The sequence below is a fragment of the Chelatococcus sp. YT9 genome, from assembly GCF_018398315.1.
In the GTDB taxonomy this organism is placed as follows: Bacteria; Pseudomonadota; Alphaproteobacteria; order Rhizobiales; family Beijerinckiaceae; genus Chelatococcus.
In genome coordinates this window covers 1,685,863-1,702,711 of sequence record NZ_JAHBRW010000001.1, presented here as the reverse complement: position 1 = coordinate 1,702,711, position 16,849 = coordinate 1,685,863, and the positions used below count along the sequence as shown (strand labels likewise).

The following is a 16,849-nucleotide window of genomic DNA, read 5'->3' as shown; positions in this document are numbered from 1 at the left end:
CGTTTTCTATGGCCCGTAAGAAGATCGCTCTGATCGGCGCAGGCCAGATCGGCGGCACGCTCGCGCATCTGGCTGGTCTCAAGGAACTCGGCGACATCGTCCTCTTCGACATCGCAGAGGGCACCCCCCAAGGCAAGGCCCTTGATCTCGCGGAGTCCTCCCCGGTCGACGGTTTCGATGCCGCCTATTCGGGAACGCAGTCTTACGCCGATATCGCCGGCGCCGATGTCATCATCGTCACCGCTGGCGTGCCCCGGAAGCCGGGCATGAGCCGCGATGACCTCCTCGGCATCAACCTCAAGGTCATGGACGCCGTCGGCCAGGGCATCAAGCAATATGCCCCCAACGCCTTCGTGATCTGCATCACGAACCCGCTCGACGCGATGGTGTGGGCTCTCCAAAAGGCCTCCGGTCTGCCGAAGAACAAGATCGTCGGCATGGCCGGCGTGCTCGACTCGGCCCGCTTCCGCTACTTCCTCGCGGAAGAGTTCAAGGTCTCGGTCGAGGACGTCACCGCCTTCGTGCTCGGCGGTCACGGCGACGACATGGTGCCGCTCGCCCGCTACTCCACCGTTGCCGGCATCCCGCTGACCGATCTCGTCAAGCTCGGCTGGACCAGCCAGGAGAAGCTCGACGCCATCATCGAGCGCACCCGCAAGGGCGGTGGCGAGATCGTCAACCTGCTCAAGACCGGCTCGGCCTTCTACGCGCCCGCGGCTTCCGCCATTGCCATGGCCGAGAGCTATCTCAAGGACAAGCGCCGCGTGCTTCCGGCGGCCGCCCATCTCACCGGCCAATACGGCGTGAATGACGTTTTCGTCGGCGTGCCGATCGTCATCGGCGCCAACGGTGTCGAGCGTATTGTCGAGATCGAGCTGAACGAGACCGAGAAGGCGGAATTCGCCAAGTCGGTCGCGGCGGTCGAAGGCCTCATCGAAGCCTGCAAGGGCATCAATCCCGCTTTTGCGTGATAAGTGCGGCCGCAAGAGGTGCTCCGAAACAGCGGTTATCGGCACACCTTATTGTGGCCCGCTTCTGTCTTCATCGAGAGCGCCGGATGTATCCGGCCTCTGCCGGACAACGGCCAGTTCCGCAGCTGAAAGGCTAAACGGATGAATATTCACGAGTACCAGGGCAAGGCCATTCTCAAGGAATTCGGCGCCCCCGTTTCGGCCGGTCGGGCCGTTTTTTCGGTCGATGAGGCCGAAGCCGCCGCCAAGGAGCTTGGCGGCCCGCTGTGGGTGGTGAAAAGCCAGATCCACGCCGGCGGCCGCGGCAAGGGCAAGTTCAAGGAGCCTGAGGCCGGCGAGAAGGGGGGCGTCCGCCTCGCCAAGTCTGTCGACGAGGTCAAGACCTTCGTCGGCCAGATGCTCGGCAAGACCCTCGTCACGATTCAGACGGGGCCTGCCGGCAAGCAGGTGAACCGCATCTATATTGAGGACGGCTCCGACATCGAGAGCGAGTTCTATCTCTCGGCCCTTGTCGATCGTGCCACAGGCCGCGTCGCTTTCGTGGTCTCGACCGAAGGCGGCATGGACATCGAGGAAGTCGCGCACAAGACGCCCGAGAAGATCCACACCTTCTCGGTTGATCCTGCGACCGGCGTAATGCCGCACCACGGCCGCACGGTCGCCCAGGCGCTCGGCCTCACCGGCGACCTCGCCAAGCAGGCCGGCCAGCTCATCAACCAGCTCTACGCCGCCTTTATCGCCAAGGACATGGCGATGCTGGAGATCAACCCGCTGATCGTCACCAAGGACGGCCATCTCAAGTGCCTCGACGCCAAGGTCTCCTTCGATTCCAACGCGCTCTACCGTCACCCCGACGTCGTCGCCCTGCGTGACGTGACGGAAGAGGACGAGAAGGAAATCGAGGCCTCCAAGTACGACCTCGCCTATATCGCGCTCGACGGCACGATCGGCTGCATGGTCAACGGGGCGGGCCTCGCCATGGCGACCCTCGACATCATCAAGCTCTACGGCGAAGAGCCCGCGAACTTCCTCGATGTCGGCGGCGGCGCCTCGGAGGAGAAGGTCACGGCCGCCTTCAAGATCATCACCTCGGATCCCAACGTGAAGGGCATCCTCGTCAATATCTTCGGCGGCATCATGAAATGCGACGTCATTGCCCGCGGCGTCATCGCCGCGGTGAAGGCGGTCGGCCTGCAAGTGCCGCTGGTCGTGCGCCTCGAAGGCACCAATGTCGAGGAAGGCAAGACCATCATTCGCGAATCCGGCCTGAACGTCATCCCGGCCGACGATCTCGATGACGCGGCGCAGAAGATCGTCGCGGCCGTGAAGGGGACCCGCTGATGTCCATTCTCATCGACAAGAATACCAAGGTCATCACCCAGGGCTTCACGGGCAAGAACGGCACGTTCCACTCGGAGCAGGCCATCGCCTATGGCACCAATCTCGTTGGCGGCACCTCGCCCGGCAAGGGTGGCTCCAAGCACCTCGGGCTGCCTGTGTTCGACACCGTGCGCGAGGCGCGCGAGCAGACCGGCGCCGATGCCTCGGTTGTCTATGTGCCGCCGGCAGGCGCCGCTGACGCCATCTGCGAGGCCATCGATGCCGAGATCCCGCTGATCGTCTGCATCACGGAAGGCATTCCGGTGCTCGACATGGTGCGGGTGCGCCGCTCGCTCGATGGCTCGAAGTCGCGCCTCATCGGGCCGAACTGTCCCGGTGTGGTCACCGCCGGCCAGTCGAAGATCGGTATCATGCCGGCCAATATCTTCCGCCCCGGCAGTGTCGGCATCGTCTCGCGCTCCGGGACCCTGACCTACGAAGCGGTGTTCCAGACCAGCCAGGAAGGCCTCGGCCAGACAACGGCGGTCGGCATCGGCGGCGATCCCGTCAAGGGCACCGAGTTCATCGAGGTGCTGGACATGTTCCTCTCCGATCCCGCGACCGAGTCGATCGTCATGATCGGCGAGATCGGCGGCTCGGCCGAGGAAGATGCCGCGGAGTTCCTCGCCCGTGAGGCGAAGAAGGGCCGCAAGAAGCCGATGGTCGGTTTCATCGCCGGCCGCACGGCTCCTCCGGGCCGCCGCATGGGCCATGCTGGCGCCATTATTTCGGGTGGTAAGGGCGGCGCTGAAGACAAGATCGCGGCCATGGAGGCGGCGGGCATCCGCGTGTCCCCGTCACCGGCCCGCCTGGGCAAGACCCTGGTCGAGGTCTTGAAGGGATAAAGACAGCTTTTCGCCTGGTCCGGTTCGCGCCGGGCCAGGTTTACATCTGTCTTGTCTTGAAGTTGCGGATCCTCACCTGAGGGTCGAAGAGGAAAGGGTCTGGAAACCTTCTGGGAATATTGCGGTTCGATCGCCATATGATCGGCGGGGATCCAAGAGATCCAATTTCATGGAAACGGAACGCCCCAGGCGGTCCCTCTCGCCGCGAAACCGGGTTGCGGCGGGAGAAGCCGGCCTTCAACGGCCGCGCATATGCCTTCGCAGCGCCACCTTGCGTGTGCTGCAGAGGTCCCGGCCAGGATGAAGACGATGGCACGCCAGGACGTGAACGACATCTTTGCTCAAACTTCCTTCCTCTATGGCGGCAATGCCGCCTATCTGGAGGAGCTCTACGCCCGCTACCAGCAGAACCCGTCCTCCGTCGACGAGCAGTGGCAGACGTTCTTTGCCGGGCTGAAGGACGAGGCGGGGACGATCGTCGAGAACGCGCGCGGCGCATCCTGGAAGCGGCCGAACTGGCCGATCGTCGCCAATGGCGAACTCGTTTCCGCCCTGGACGGCAACTGGGTTGGCGTCGAAAAGGCGATCGGCGACAAGATCAAGGGCAAGGCCCAGGCCAAGGGCGTCGAGCTCAGCCAGGCCGAGGTTGAGCAGGCGGCTCGCGACAGCGTTCGCGCCATCATGATGATCCGCGCCTACCGCATGCGTGGCCATCTGCATGCCGACCTCGATCCGCTCGCGCTGGAAGCGCGCGGCGATCACGAGGAACTGCATCCCGCGACCTACGGCTTCGGACCGCAGGACTACGATCGCAAGATCTTCATCGACAATGTGCTCGGGCTTGAGTTCGCCACCATCAACCAGATGCTGGAGATCCTGCGACGCACCTATTGCCAGACGCTGGGCGTCGAGTTCATGCATATCTCGGATCCGACCGAAAAGGCCTGGATCCAGGAGCGCATCGAAGGGCCCGACAAGGAGATCAGCTTCACCCGTGAGGGCAAGCGCGCGATCTTCAACAAGCTCGTCGAGGCGGAAGGTTTCGAGAAGTTCCTCGACGTCAAGTATACGGGAACGAAGCGCTTCGGCCTCGATGGCAGCGAGTCAATGATTCCGGCGCTCGAGCAGATCATCAAGCGCGGCGGCGCTCTGGGCGTTCGTGATATCGCGCTCGGCATGGCCCACCGCGGCCGCCTGAACGTGCTCGCGCAGGTAATGGGCAAGCCGCATCGCGCGATCTTCCACGAGTTCAAGGGCGGCTCCTTCGCGCCCGACGACGTGGAAGGCTCCGGTGACGTGAAGTACCATCTCGGCGCCTCGTCGGATCGCGAGTTCGACGGCAACCGCGTCCACCTTTCGCTCGCCGCCAACCCCTCGCATCTCGAGATCGTCGACCCTGTCGTGCTCGGCAAGGTCCGCGCCAAGCAGGACCAGCTCGGCGACACAGTCGAGCGTTCCAAGGTGCTGCCGCTGCTCATTCATGGCGACGCGGCCTTCGCCGGCCAGGGCGTCGTGGCGGAATGCCTCGGTCTGTCCGGCCTGAAGGGGCACCGCACCGGTGGCTCGCTCCATTTCATCATCAACAACCAGATCGGCTTCACGACCAATCCGCGCTACGCGCGCACCTCGCCTTACCCGTCGGATCTCGCCAAGATGGTCGAGGCGCCGGTGTTCCACGTGAATGGCGACGACCCGGAAGCCGTGACCTTCGCCGCGAAGATCGCGATCGAGTTCCGTCAGAAGTTCCACAAGCCCGTCGTCATCGACATGTTCTGCTACCGCCGCTTCGGCCACAACGAGGGCGACGAGCCGGCATTCACCCAGCCGATCATGTACAAGAAGATCCGCCAGCACCCGACATCGCTGGAGATCTACGGCAAGAAGCTCGTGGCCGAGGGTGTGCTGGCCGAGAGCGAGGTTGAGGAAGCGAAGGCCGCGTGGCGCGCGAAGCTCGAGGGCGAGTTCGAAGCGGCGCAGACCTACAAGCCCAACAAGGCTGACTGGCTGGATGGCCGCTGGTCGGGCCTCAAGGCTGTCCGCGAGGATGCCGATGATCCGCGCCGCGGTGCGACAGGCCTGCCGGAAGCGACGCTCAAGACCATGGGCGAGCGTCTGACGAAGGTGCCGGAAGGCTTCCATCTGCACCGTACGATCCAGCGCTTCCTCGACAACCGCCGCAAGACGATCGAGGAAGGCCAAGGTATTGATTGGGCGACGGGCGAGGCGCTTGCCTTCGGCTCGCTTCTGCTCGAAGGCCATCCGGTTCGCCTGTCGGGCCAGGATGTCGAGCGGGGCACCTTCAGCCAGCGCCATTCAGTCTTGCTCGACCAGGAAAACGAGGATCGTTACACGCCCCTCAACAACCTCGACGAGAACCAGGCGCGCTACGAGGTCATCAATTCGATGCTTTCGGAAGAGGCCGTGCTTGGCTTTGAATATGGCTACACGCTGGCTGAGCCGAATGCGCTCACCCTGTGGGAGGCGCAGTTCGGCGACTTCGCCAACGGCGCCCAGGTCGTCGTCGACCAGTTCATCTCCTCGGGCGAGCGCAAGTGGCTCAGGATGTCCGGCCTGGTGATGCTGCTGCCGCATGGCTACGAAGGCCAGGGGCCGGAGCATTCCTCCGCCCGCCTGGAGCGCTATCTGCAGCTCTGTGCCGAGGACAACATGCAGGTCGCGAACTGCACGACCCCGGCGAACTATTTCCATATCCTGCGCCGGCAGCTGAAGCGCGAGTTCCGCAAGCCGCTCATCCTGATGACGCCGAAGTCGCTGCTGCGCCACAAGCGCTGCGTCTCGACGCTGGACGAGCTGGCCGAGGGCACGAGCTTCCACCGTATTCTCCGAGACGACGCCGAGCGTCTGCCGAAGGAGAAGATCAAGCTCGTCAAGGACGAGAAGATCCGCCGGGTCGTGATGTGCTCCGGCAAGGTCTACTACGACCTCTATGAGGAGCGCGAGAAGCGCGGCATCGACGACATCTTTTTCCTGCGCGTCGAGCAGCTCTATCCGTTCCCGGCGAAGACGCTTGCCGGCATCCTCTCCCGCTTCCGCAATGCAGAGGTGGTGTGGTGCCAGGAAGAACCCAAGAACATGGGTTCGTGGAACTTCGTCGAGCCCTATCTCGAATGGGTCCTCGACCATTCCGGACTCAAGGCAAAGCGTCCGCGGTATGTCGGCCGTCCCGCCTCGGCTTCAACAGCTGTCGGCCAGATGTCGAAGCATCTCGCACAGCTGCAAGCTTTCCTCGACGAGGCGTTGGCTTCCTGAGGGAAGCCATCGTCCCGCCAACCAAACTGGCCGCAAGGCCTTAGATCGTCATCCATCCGGCCCGGCCGGCAGACAGTAAGAAGCGAACATCATGGCGACCGAAATCCGTGTGCCGACACTCGGCGAATCCGTGACGGAGGCCACCATCGGCCGGTGGTTCAAGAAACAGGGCGAGGCCGTCAAGGCCGATGAGCCGCTCGTGGAATTGGAAACCGACAAGGTTACGCTGGAAGTGAACGCTCCGGCCGCCGGCGTTCTGGCAGAGATCACGGCCAAGGAAGGCGACACTGTCGAGGTTGGCGCCCTGCTCGGCTCCGTCACCGAAGGCGGCGCAGGTGCTGCTCCCGCCAAGGCAGCCCCGGCCAAGGCAGCCCCGGCCGATGCGCCCGCAGCGAAGCCGGCTTCAGCTCCTTCTCCTGCTCCAGCAGCGGCCCCCGCCGCCGCCAAGGGAGACAACGGCCCTGCCGTCGGCCGCATCGCCGCCGAAACCGGCCTTGATCCCGCGAAGGTCGCGGGCACCGGCAAGGATGGCCGCGTGACCAAGGGCGACATTCTCGGCGCGCTCTCCACCGGCGCGGCGACCCAGCCGGCTCAGCCCGTGCAACTGCGCGCACCCTCGGCCCCAGACGATGCCTCGCGTGAAGAACGCGTCCGCATGACCAAGCTGCGCCAGACCATCGCGCGCCGCCTCAAGGAAGCCCAGTCCGCCGCCGCCATGCTGACGACGTTCAACGACGTCGACATGTCCGGCGTCATGGACCTGCGCAACCAGTACAAGGACGTGTTCGAGAAGAAGCACGGCGTGAAGCTCGGCTTCATGGGCTTCTTCGTGAAGGCCTGCGTGCAGGCGCTGAAGGACGTGCCGGCCGTGAATGCCGAGATCGACGGCACGGACATCATCTATAAGAACTACTATCACATCGGTGTGGCCGTCGGCACGGACAAGGGTCTCGTCGTCCCGGTGGTCCGCGATGCTGACCAGCTGTCGATCGCCGGCATCGAGAAGCAGATTGCCGAGTTCGGAAAGCGCGCGCGTGAGGGCAAGCTGACCATCGAGGAAATGCAGGGCGGAACCTTCACGATCTCCAACGGCGGCGTCTACGGCTCGCTCCTCTCCACGCCGATCCTCAACGCGCCGCAGTCTGCGATCCTCGGCATGCACCGCATCGAGCAGCGGCCTGTGGTGAAGAACGGCCAGATCGTCGCGCGGCCGATGATGTATCTCGCGGTGTCCTATGACCACCGTCTCATCGACGGCAAGGAAGCGGTCACGTTCCTGGTCCGCATCAAGGAAAACCTCGAGGATCCGACACGTCTCGTGCTGGACCTCTGATCCCGACTCTATAGTCGCTTGGGCGCTGGTCGCTCGGGACCACCGCTTCGATCCAGAACCGGGACTCGCGGTGAGGTTCTGAAGGAAAGGCTGGTGCGATGGATGGCGTTCTGGTGATCACAGGCGGTGGCAGGGGCATCGGCCGCGCCACCGCGCTCAAGGCCGCGGCCGCGGGATACCGCGTGGTCGTGAACTACGTGTCCGACGCCGCGGCTGCCGAGAGCGTCGTGGAGCTCATCACAGCGGCTGGCGGCACGGCCGTTGCGGTCAAGGGTGACGTTGCCAGTGAAGCCGACGTCATCCATCTGTTCACCGAGGCTGACAAGCTCGGGCCACTCGCGGGGCTGATCAACAACGCCGGCATCGTCGATCGCGCGGCGCCGCTCGTTGACATGTCGGTCGAGCGCATCACACGCATGATGATGGTGAACGTCGTGGGCAGCCTCGTCGCCGCTCGCGAGGCCGTGCGGCGCATGTCCACCCGCTTCGGCGGCCGGGGCGGCGTGATCGTCAATGTGTCCTCGCGCGCGGCAGCCTTGGGCGGCCCAAACCAATACATCGACTACGCCGCCGCGAAGGGCGCCATAGACAGCTTCACCCGCGGGCTCGCCCTCGAGGTCGCCGATCAGGGCATCCGCGTTTCTGGCGTCCGACCAGGCATCATCGACACGGATATCCATGCGAGTGGAGGCGATCCCGGCCGCGTCGCGCGGATGCGCAGCATGCTTCCCATGGGCCGCGAGGGCAGTGCTGACGAGGTCGCGGACGCGATCCTGTGGCTCATCTCCGACAAGGCCAGCTATGTGACCGGCACGACGATCGATGTATCGGGCGGCCGCTGAAGCAGTTTGTAAGAAGGAAAGAACACGAAATGGCTGACGCTTACGATCTTGTCGTCATCGGTACTGGACCGGGCGGCTATGTCTGCGCCATCCGGGCCGCCCAGCTCGGCCTGAAGACGGCCGTCGTCGAGAAGCGCAAGACCCATGGCGGCACCTGCCTGAACGTCGGCTGCATCCCGTCCAAGGCGCTGCTCTACGCCTCGGAGAAATTCCACGAGGCTTCACACGCCTTTGCCAAAATGGGCATCGGGGTATCGGCGCCGAAGATCGACATCGCGCAGCTGCAGGCCTTCAAGCAGGAAGGCGTCGACGGCAACGTCAAGGGCGTGGAATTCCTGCTCAAGAAGAACAAGGTCGACGTCTTCTTCGGAACCGGCAGCATTCCGGCCGCCGGTTCGGTCTCTGTGAAGGCCGAGGACGGCTCGGTGCAGACGATCGCCACGAAGTCCATCGTCATCGCGACCGGCTCGGATGTCGCCAAGCTTCCCGGTGTCACCATCGACGAGAAGGTCGTGGTGTCCTCGACCGGCGCGCTCGAGCTCACCAAGGCACCCAAGAAGCTCATCGTCGTGGGCGCCGGCGTCATCGGCCTCGAGCTTGGCTCGGTCTGGCAACGCCTCGGTGCCGAGGTCACGGTGGTGGAGTATCTAGACCGCATTCTGCCCGGTATGGATGGCGAGGTCGCGAAGCAGTTCCAGCGCATCCTGTCCAAGCAGGGCTTCTCCTTCAAGCTGTCGAGCAAGGTCACCAAGGTCGAGACGGGCAAAAGCGGCGCCAAGGTCACCGTCGAGCCCGCCGCCGGGGGTGCTGCGGAGACGCTCGATGCCGACATCGTGCTCGTGGCGATCGGACGTACGCCGTACACCGATGGCCTCGGCCTCGCTGAGCTCGGCGTCGAGCTCGACAAGCGCGGCCGCGTCGTCGTGGACGGCCACTATGCCACCAAGGTTCCCGGCGTCTATGCCATCGGCGATGTCATTGCCGGCCCGATGCTCGCCCACAAGGCCGAGGACGAGGGCGTCGCCGTGGCCGAGATCCTCGCCGGCAAGGCGGGCCATGTGAACTACGAGGTCATCCCCGGCGTCGTCTACACCTTCCCCGAAGTCGCCTCCGTCGGCCGCACCGAGGAAGAACTGAAGGAAGCCGGCATCGCCTATAACGTCGGCAAGTTCCCCTTCACGGCCAACGGCCGCGCCAAGGTGAACCAGACCACCGACGGCTTCGTGAAGTTCCTGGCGGACGCGAAGACAGACAGGGTGCTCGGCTGCCATATCATCGGCCCCGAGGCCGGCGAGATGATCCACGAGGTGGCCGTGCTGATGGAATTCGGCGGCTCGTCGGAAGATCTCGCCCGCACGTGCCATGCCCACCCGACCCGCTCGGAAGCGGTGAAGGAAGCGGCTCTGGCCGTGGAGAAGCGCGCTATTCACATGTAAACGCGCCGGACTTCACTGGAGATGTTGATCCCCGGCCTCGCGCCGGGGATTTTTTATACCAAGGCTGTGCAAATGCCGTCAGGGGGAAGGGACAACGAGAGGATTTCCGGCCGCCGAGTGGGCGAGGCATCTGTTGTCCGCGCGGACCTCTCCCCGGGCAGCACGATGGTCGCCGGGGAGGTTTGGGACGGGCTTTGATCATTCCTTTGAAGCGGGTGCCCTCACCCGCGCCTACGGCGCGACCTCTGCCGCCGGGAGAGGTCAAGAACCGTTCCAGGCCGGCCACGGCACCAGACCTTCGGCATTCCTACTCCCCAGAGGGAGAGGGACAGGGTGAGGGTCTACGCGAGATTGTCAGGCCCATAAAAAAGGCAGCCGCCTCGGCAGAGGACGGCTGCTATTCGTTCTGGAGGTCGTCTGTGGTGGCGCCGGTGAGAGTCGGCGTCAGCCTGTCTGTGTGCTCGACGGAGCCTGGATCGACTGCTGGGTGTCAAGCGACGAGGTATGCTTCGGGCCGCAATCCGCAAAAGCGGCAGGGGCAAAAGCCGCGCTGGCGGCGAGGGTCAAGGCGAGGATCAGTGAACGCATCGTCTTTCTCCTTCAAGGGTCCTGGGCCCAACCCAGGGATCGGTTCCCCCAAATTGGCCCCTTAGCAGGCTACACGGCATATCGTAGAGAACAAGATGGGGGTGGGTATCGTTCTGCCCTAACATCAGGCATCTCACGCAATAGTGTGCGATAGGAGGAGAATGGTCATGGCAGGAAGCGTGAACTCCATTCCGGACAACGGCGCCCCGACGCCGTACATCTGCGTCAGCCGCGGGAACGAAGCCATCGCCTTCTACAGGCAGGTCTTCGACGCCAAGGAAACGCTGAAGATCTCCGATCCAGCGGGCAAGATCGGCCATGCCGAACTCGCCATCGGCCAGGGCAGCATAATGCTCTGCGACGAATTTCCGGAGTACGGGGCGCTCAGCCCGGAAACCATCGGCGGTTCACCGGTCGTCTTGCATATCTACGTCAAGGATGCGGATGCTACTGTCGCCAAGGCGGAAGCCGCAGGAGCGACTATACTGAAGCCGGTCGAAGACCAGTTTTACGGCGATCGCGGCGGAAAGCTGAAGGATCCTTTCGGGCATATCTGGTGGGTCTCCACCCGCATCGAGGATATTTCGCACGATGAAATGCGTCGGCGCGCCAAGGACCTCTATGGCATGAGCTGACAAGCTCAGCCGCCGGCTGTGGCGGCCACCCGGAAGCCGTCGGAATGCCTTGCAAACACCACGAAAGGCGGGCACGAGCGGATGGCGATGCTTGGAGGACATTATCGATGCGCCGCTTGCTGAAGCCGTTGTGGTTCCTTCTCGCTGTGCTCTTCCTGGTGGAAGCCTGGCTGTGGGACAGGCTCGCACCCGTCGTGGCCGCGCTCGTCGGTCTCCTGCCGTGGGCGGAATGGACGAGGACGTTAGCCGCCTTCATCGATCGCCTGCCCCCGCTGGCCGTGGCCGCGCTTTTCATCGTGCCCGCGAGCCTGCTGCTGCCGATCAAGCTTCTCGCCCTCTGGCTTCTCGCCAATGAGCACTGGTTCCTGGCCGTTGGTCTGCTTGTCGCCGCGAAGATGCTCGGGCTCGGCGTCACGGCCTACCTCTTTGAGCTCTGCCGCGGAAAGCTGCTAGAACTGTGGTGGTTCGCCTGGCTTTACCGGCATCTCCTGGACATTCGCGCCTGGGCCCACCGCCAGACCGAGCCCGCGCGCCGGGCGCTCCACGCAGCCATCGCCGCCGTACGGTTTCGCGTTGGCGTTCAGGGCCAGCTTGGGCGCCGTATCACACATCTGCGCCGGCGCGCCCGCCGCTTCGGCAGAACCGCCTGATTAGGCAGATCTCGCCCAACCTTTCATGCTCGGGGATGAGCGGCATCATAGGCGGCGAGCAGCCTTGCCGCGTCGACCTTCGTGTAGTTCTGCGTCGTCGACAGGGAGGCGTGGCCCAGCAGTTCCTGAATGGCCCTGAGATCTCCCCCACGACCGAGGAGATGCGTTGCGAAGGAATGACGCAAGGCGTGCGGCGTTGCGCTGGTGGGCAGCCCGAGCGCGCCTCGCAGATTTTCCATGACGAGCTGGATGATCCGCGGCGACAACGGGCCACCGCGCGTTCCCACGAACAGCGGCCCTTCTGGCGGCAAGGGGTGGGGGCAGGCCGCGAGGTAATCCGCGATGGCACGCGATACCTGCGGCAACACGGGCACGCTGCGCGTCTTGCCGCCCTTGCCCGTCACCGTAATATCCATCTGCCCGTCGACGGGTGCGTGACGGCGCTGGAGACCAAGCGCCTCGCTGATCCGCAACCCGGACCCATAGAGCAGCGCCAGTACGGCCGCATCGCGCGCCAGGATCCACTCCGCCCGATCATCGCCCGCCCTGCTCTCAATTGTCGTGACGGCTTTCGCCGCCGTAACCGCGAGTGGGCGTGGCAAGTTCTTCTTCACCTTGGGGCCACGCACCGCCGCGAAGGCAGACGCATTGCCCAGACCGCTCCGTTCGAGGTGCCGCGCAAAGGAGCGCAGTGCCGCGAGCTGGCGCATCAGCGAGTGGCTGCCGATGCCATCCCGTCGCCGGGCCGCGAGGAATGCCCTGATATCGGCCGGGCCAAGGGCCGCGATGGTGCGCAAGGTGGCCGGCTCTCCCTGGTACTCGGTGAGGAAGGTCAGGAATTGCCTGAGATCACGCCCATAGGCCTCGACTGTCTTGGGCGACAGACGGCGCTCGGCGGCGAGATATGATAGCCAGGTCGTGGTTGCGACGAAGAGACCCTGCCCGGCGTCGTTCGCTCGACCCGTCTCGTCCGGCTCGCCGTCTGGCGAGGAAGGCGCTCGCGAATCATCGGTGCGCGGAAGCTGATGACGTCTCGGCTGATGTCTCGACATGCCATCATCATCCATGATTCGTCCTAATCGCGGGTGAACGGCGCCGGTTGAGGCTGAACGCCATTCGCGCCGCACTCGCGCGTCGAGGGTGAACATCTGTGCCGGCAGTGCTATGCCTGCCCTCATGAGCCCTGCCGCCATCAGCATCTGAACGTCATGAGCATCACCGAGGCAAGCCCCACGATCAAGGCATCGTCCGGCCAGGTCGTAGACGTGCTCGTGCCCGTCGCGCTTGATACGGCCTATTCCTACAAGGTCCCGGCGGGGCTCAACCTGAGCGCGGGTGATGTGGTCGTGGTGCCGCTCGGGCCGCGCGAGACCGTCGGCGTCGTGTGGGAAACGCGGCCCGGCGAAGGCGGCAACCTGAAAGCCGTCGTTGGTCGCGTCGATACGACGCCCATGGGCCCGGCCCTGCGGAAGCTCGTCGAATGGATTGCCTGGTACACCGTTTCGCCGCGCGGCCTTGCCCTGCGGCTTGCGCTCCGCATGCCCGACCCGAGCCGCCCGGAAGCAGTTCGCGTTGGTGTGCGGCTCGCCGGGCCGCCGCCTGCCCGGGTGACGCCAGGACGTCAACGCGTGCTGGCGCTGGCCCAGGCGGGGCTCGTCTTCACCAAGAAGGCGCTGGCCGAAGAAGCTGCCGTAAGCCAGGCCGTGGTGAACGGACTGGTCGACGAGGGCACGCTGGAGACGGTGGCGTTGGCGCAGGAGCCGGTCGCGCTGCCGCCCAACCCAACCTTTGCCCAGGCGAACCTTTCCTTAGTCCAGCAGGAAAGCGCGGATGCCCTGCGGCAGACCGTGGGTAAGGGCGCATTCTCCGTCACGCTGGTGGAGGGCGTGACCGGCTCCGGCAAGACGGAGGTTTATTTCGAGGCGATCGCTGAGGCGCTGGCGCGTGGCAAACAGGCGCTCATCCTGATGCCGGAAATTGCCTTGACCGCCCAGTTCCTGGAGCGCTTCGCCAGCCGCTTCGGGACGAGACCAGCCGAATGGCATTCGGGCGTCGCGGCCCGTCGGCGCGAGCGTATCCATCTTGGCGTCGCCGCTGGGGACGTGCGTGTCGTCGTCGGCGCGCGCTCGGCTCTGTTCCTGCCGTTCCGCGAACTCGGCATCATCGTCGTCGATGAAGAGCACGAGACGGCCTACAAGCAGGAAGACAATGTGCAGTATCACGCCCGCGACATGGCCGTGGTGCGCGGGCGCATCGAAAATTTTCCCGTGATTCTCACCTCGGCGACACCATCGATCGAGACCAAGGTCAACGCGCAATCGGGGCAGTACCGCTATCTCGCCCTGCCCGAACGCTTCGGCGGCCGCGCCATGCCCACGATCCACGCGATCGACCTGCGCCGCAGCCCGGCCGCGCGCGACCACTGGCTGTCGCCACCGCTTGTGGACGCGATGCGCGAGACGCTCGACCAGGGCGAGCAGGCGCTGCTCTACCTTAACCGCCGCGGCTATGCGCCGCTGACTCTCTGCCGGTCCTGCGGGCATCGCTTCCAGTGCCCGAATTGTTCAGCCTGGCTGGTCGAGCATCGCTACCGCCGCGCGCTCGTCTGCCACCATTGTGGCCACATCGAAAGGCGGCCAGACAATTGCCCGGCGTGTGGCACGGTGGATGCGCTGACCGCCTGCGGGCCTGGCGTCGAACGGCTGGCAGAGGAAGTCGCCGAGCATTTTCCGGACAAGCGCAGTATCGTCCTGTCGAGCGACATGCCGGGCGGCACGGAACGGCTGCGCGACGAACTCCAGGCCGTGGCCAACGGGGAATTCAGTATCGTCATTGGCACCCAGCTGGTGGCCAAGGGACACAACTTTCCGGGGCTCACGCTGGTCGGCGTCGTCGATGCCGACATCGGCCTCGCCAATGGCGACCCGCGCGCCGCCGAGCGCACCTTCCAGCTGCTGCAGCAGGTGACGGGGCGCGCCGGCCGTTTCGAGAAGCCCGGCCGTGCACTCATCCAGACGTTCCAGCCCGACCACCCCGTGTTGCAGGCGCTGCTCTCCGGCAATGCCGAACGCTTCTACCGGGAAGAGATCGCTCAGCGCGAAGCGGCGGGCCTGCCCCCCTTCGGCCGGCTCGCCGGCATCATCGTCGCGGCGCCTGACCGGAACGAGGCCGAGGCCCACGCCCGCGCACTGGCGCGCACAGCCGAGACGCCGCAGGACGTGCATGTGTTCGGCCCTGCCGAGGCGCCGCTGGCGCTGGTGCGCGGCCGCTATCGTTTCCGCCTCCTGGTTCGTGCCACCCGCGAGACCGACCTCCAGGCTTATCTCAGGGCTTGGCTCGCACGCGCGCCGCGCCCGCCGCAACGCATCCGCGTGACCATCGACGTTGATCCGCAGAGTTTTCTGTAGTTTACCGCTCTTGCCGGATCACGGGAGATCACCCGTGCTGATAGCGAGGACGCGGCCGAGCTCGGTGGCGGTGATCTCCTTGTATTCGGGACATTGGGCAAAATGGCTTAGGAGCCCTTCCTTGCCGAGTCCGTCCTGCATGCATTCTCGCCAGAACGTCTTGCCGGCGACATCCGGCTCCCGTCCGAGGATCTCCCGATAGAATTGGTTTATCAGCCCATCGTCCTCGACCGCATCAAAGCGGGTGGCGAATTGATCCGTTGCGGCGAGATCACAGGCCAACTGCTGACACGTCTTGCCTTTGTCGAGAGCGCCCAATCCTTCGGCGACAACCCTACCTGGCAGATTGTCGCCGTAGACCGCCTTGCTTAAGCGATAGGCGCTGCCCGCGTTCCCATCCAGATCCAGCGCGAGCATGGTATCGGCGAACTGAATTCTCTCAGTATTGATGAACTTCAACTCGGGTGCGAATCCCTCCTCCGGTTTCCCTGCTGGAAAGTACCGAGCATTCAGATGGAGGCGGATGCCATCGTCCTCATAGGATATGGTATATGCATTCCGCGTCGCTTGGACGACGATGGTATCGACTCCTTCACCCATGTCGATCTCGCCCTGGTTCCAATCCCCCAAGGTCATCCGGTCATCGAGAGGCGTCGGCAGACCACAGTCCGAGAGAATAGCCAGATCAAGAAATGAGAGACCCTCAGCGCTGTTCTCTGGAGCCTTCGGCCCCAGCGCTGAATGATACTGCGCAGCGAACGTTTCCTCGACATGGACTCTGTCATTGTCGAGGGGTACACCGTGGGGAAACAATGCCAGAACATTGTCGCCTATGAAGCGGGGAGCGCCATCCACCATGGCGATATTGCCATCCCAGCCGGTAATATTACCTCTCCCGGGCCCCACCCCACCGGTCATGAAGAGAGCGTGGGCGACCTCATGATGGAACAGCGTTGTGGCGTCGAAGCGCCGCTGCTCATCGAACGCACCATCGAAAGATAGTTTCTCCAGAACGTCTCGGCTGATCCTTACATCTATATCAGCTTCTTCGGGATCGTTGTCGCTGCCCGTGATCGCCTTGAAGGCAGAATGCGTCATGAGGCGCATTCCTTCCGCGTCGCCGCGACGAGCCGTCGTCTTCAGACCAACTATATGCGTCTCGGCGAAACGCTGTCCCTCAAGCTTGGGAACGACGGTAAGTTTGAGACTGAGCGGATGCGGAGAGGGCAGAAAAGCTAACCAATCCACCACCGCCCGTGCATAGCAATAACTCAGAGCCTCGAGTGATTCCTGAGGAACAGTACCCGATTCGTCAAATATAAACACGTCCTTATTCATAATTTCTCCGAATATCGTAAATCAATTTCATATTATCACAAAGAATAAGTGAATTTATCTATATATTCGATATATCAGCCGCATGGCACCGACCTCTAGACTATTGCCCAATCGGCCAGTAAAACGAAACGAGGCGCCCATGGAGCGCCTCGCC

Annotated in this window: 13 protein-coding genes; 10 read left to right on the top strand and 3 right to left on the bottom strand. The window is 64.0% G+C overall.

Annotation, left to right across the window (positions count from 1 at the left end; all coding sequences use genetic code 11):
• The first annotated feature begins 8 nt into the window (after positions 1-8).
• The 7 genes from mdh to lpdA all read left to right on the top strand — a co-directional run bounded on the left by mdh (position 9) and on the right by lpdA (position 10,077).
• Complete coding sequence (mdh, locus tag KIO76_RS07610; RefSeq protein WP_213322327.1) at positions 9-971, top strand: malate dehydrogenase; 963 nt, start codon at positions 9-11, stop codon at positions 969-971.
• A gap of 141 nt (positions 972-1,112) precedes the next feature.
• Entirely contained in the window at positions 1,113-2,312 is a 1,200-nt protein-coding gene (sucC, locus tag KIO76_RS07605) for an ADP-forming succinate--CoA ligase subunit beta (RefSeq protein WP_213322325.1), read from the top strand.
• Positions 2,312-3,196, top strand: a complete 885-nt coding sequence (sucD, locus tag KIO76_RS07600) for a succinate--CoA ligase subunit alpha (RefSeq protein WP_213322323.1) — start codon at positions 2,312-2,314, stop codon at positions 3,194-3,196. Before sucC ends, sucD begins: the two co-directional genes overlap by 1 nt.
• Positions 3,197-3,505: 309 nt before the next feature.
• On the top strand, positions 3,506-6,466 hold the full coding sequence (locus KIO76_RS07595) for a 2-oxoglutarate dehydrogenase E1 component (RefSeq protein WP_213322321.1): 2,961 nt from the start codon (positions 3,506-3,508) through the stop codon (positions 6,464-6,466).
• 91 nt (positions 6,467-6,557) lie between these two features.
• Positions 6,558-7,799, top strand: coding sequence for a 2-oxoglutarate dehydrogenase complex dihydrolipoyllysine-residue succinyltransferase (gene odhB / locus KIO76_RS07590; protein WP_213322319.1), 1,242 nt, complete (start codon positions 6,558-6,560; stop codon positions 7,797-7,799).
• A gap of 98 nt (positions 7,800-7,897) precedes the next feature.
• Positions 7,898-8,641, top strand: coding sequence for an SDR family oxidoreductase (locus tag KIO76_RS07585; RefSeq protein ID WP_213322317.1), 744 nt, complete (start codon positions 7,898-7,900; stop codon positions 8,639-8,641).
• Positions 8,642-8,670: 29 nt separating this feature from the next.
• The gene (gene lpdA, locus KIO76_RS07580; protein ID WP_213322315.1) at positions 8,671-10,077 is read left to right on the top strand and encodes a dihydrolipoyl dehydrogenase; all 1,407 of its coding nucleotides are present in this window, start codon (positions 8,671-8,673) and stop codon (positions 10,075-10,077) included.
• A gap of 444 nt (positions 10,078-10,521) precedes the next feature.
• Here lpdA and KIO76_RS07575 read toward each other — a convergent pair whose 3' ends face one another.
• The gene (locus KIO76_RS07575) at positions 10,522-10,665 is read right to left on the bottom strand and encodes a hypothetical protein (protein WP_213322313.1); all 144 of its coding nucleotides are present in this window, start codon (positions 10,663-10,665) and stop codon (positions 10,522-10,524) included.
• Positions 10,666-10,832: 167 nt separating this feature from the next.
• Here KIO76_RS07575 and KIO76_RS07570 point away from each other — a divergent pair, with 167 nt between their 5' ends.
• Both KIO76_RS07570 and KIO76_RS07565 read left to right on the top strand, forming a co-directional pair.
• Positions 10,833-11,300, top strand: a complete 468-nt coding sequence (locus KIO76_RS07570; protein WP_213322311.1) for a VOC family protein — start codon at positions 10,833-10,835, stop codon at positions 11,298-11,300.
• Between the two features lie 107 nt (positions 11,301-11,407).
• Positions 11,408-11,950 carry a hypothetical protein gene (locus KIO76_RS07565; protein ID WP_213322309.1) on the top strand — a complete coding sequence of 181 codons (543 nt, stop codon included), beginning with the start codon at positions 11,408-11,410 and terminating at the stop codon, positions 11,948-11,950.
• A 23-nt stretch (positions 11,951-11,973) separates the two neighbouring features.
• On the opposite strand, the gene KIO76_RS07560 is transcribed toward KIO76_RS07565, so the two are convergent.
• Positions 11,974-13,002: a tyrosine recombinase XerC gene (locus KIO76_RS07560; RefSeq protein ID WP_213322307.1), complete on the bottom strand. Its 1,029-nt coding sequence runs from the start codon at positions 13,000-13,002 to the stop codon at positions 11,974-11,976.
• Positions 13,003-13,158: 156 nt separating this feature from the next.
• Here KIO76_RS07560 and KIO76_RS07555 point away from each other — a divergent pair, with 156 nt between their 5' ends.
• A complete protein-coding gene (locus tag KIO76_RS07555; protein ID WP_213322305.1) occupies positions 13,159-15,357 on the top strand; it encodes a primosomal protein N' in 2,199 nt (732 codons plus the stop codon).
• 18 nt (positions 15,358-15,375) lie between these two features.
• Here KIO76_RS07555 and KIO76_RS07550 read toward each other — a convergent pair whose 3' ends face one another.
• Positions 15,376-16,695 (bottom strand): DUF4214 domain-containing protein, encoded by a 1,320-nt coding sequence (locus tag KIO76_RS07550; RefSeq protein WP_213322303.1) that lies wholly within the window; start codon positions 16,693-16,695, stop codon positions 15,376-15,378.
• Positions 16,696-16,849 lie beyond the last annotated feature (154 nt).

What these genes read in the sequence shown, in the direction of transcription:
- mdh (WP_213322327.1), top strand. Translation starts at nt 9, where the DNA reads ATGGCCCGTAAGAAGATCGCTCTGATCGGCGCAGGCCAGATCGGCGGC.
- sucC (WP_213322325.1), top strand. Translation starts at nt 1,113, where the DNA reads ATGAATATTCACGAGTACCAGGGCAAGGCCATTCTCAAGGAATTCGGC.
- sucD (WP_213322323.1), top strand. Translation starts at nt 2,312, where the DNA reads ATGTCCATTCTCATCGACAAGAATACCAAGGTCATCACCCAGGGCTTC.
- KIO76_RS07595 (WP_213322321.1), top strand. Translation starts at nt 3,506, where the DNA reads ATGGCACGCCAGGACGTGAACGACATCTTTGCTCAAACTTCCTTCCTC.
- odhB (WP_213322319.1), top strand. Translation starts at nt 6,558, where the DNA reads ATGGCGACCGAAATCCGTGTGCCGACACTCGGCGAATCCGTGACGGAG.
- KIO76_RS07585 (WP_213322317.1), top strand. Translation starts at nt 7,898, where the DNA reads ATGGATGGCGTTCTGGTGATCACAGGCGGTGGCAGGGGCATCGGCCGC.
- lpdA (WP_213322315.1), top strand. Translation starts at nt 8,671, where the DNA reads ATGGCTGACGCTTACGATCTTGTCGTCATCGGTACTGGACCGGGCGGC.
- KIO76_RS07575 (WP_213322313.1), bottom strand. Translation starts at nt 10,665, where the DNA reads ATGCGTTCACTGATCCTCGCCTTGACCCTCGCCGCCAGCGCGGCTTTT.
- KIO76_RS07570 (WP_213322311.1), top strand. Translation starts at nt 10,833, where the DNA reads ATGGCAGGAAGCGTGAACTCCATTCCGGACAACGGCGCCCCGACGCCG.
- KIO76_RS07565 (WP_213322309.1), top strand. Translation starts at nt 11,408, where the DNA reads ATGCGCCGCTTGCTGAAGCCGTTGTGGTTCCTTCTCGCTGTGCTCTTC.
- KIO76_RS07560 (WP_213322307.1), bottom strand. Translation starts at nt 13,002, where the DNA reads ATGTCGAGACATCAGCCGAGACGTCATCAGCTTCCGCGCACCGATGAT.
- KIO76_RS07555 (WP_213322305.1), top strand. Translation starts at nt 13,159, where the DNA reads ATGAGCATCACCGAGGCAAGCCCCACGATCAAGGCATCGTCCGGCCAG.
- KIO76_RS07550 (WP_213322303.1), bottom strand. Translation starts at nt 16,695, where the DNA reads ATGAATAAGGACGTGTTTATATTTGACGAATCGGGTACTGTTCCTCAG.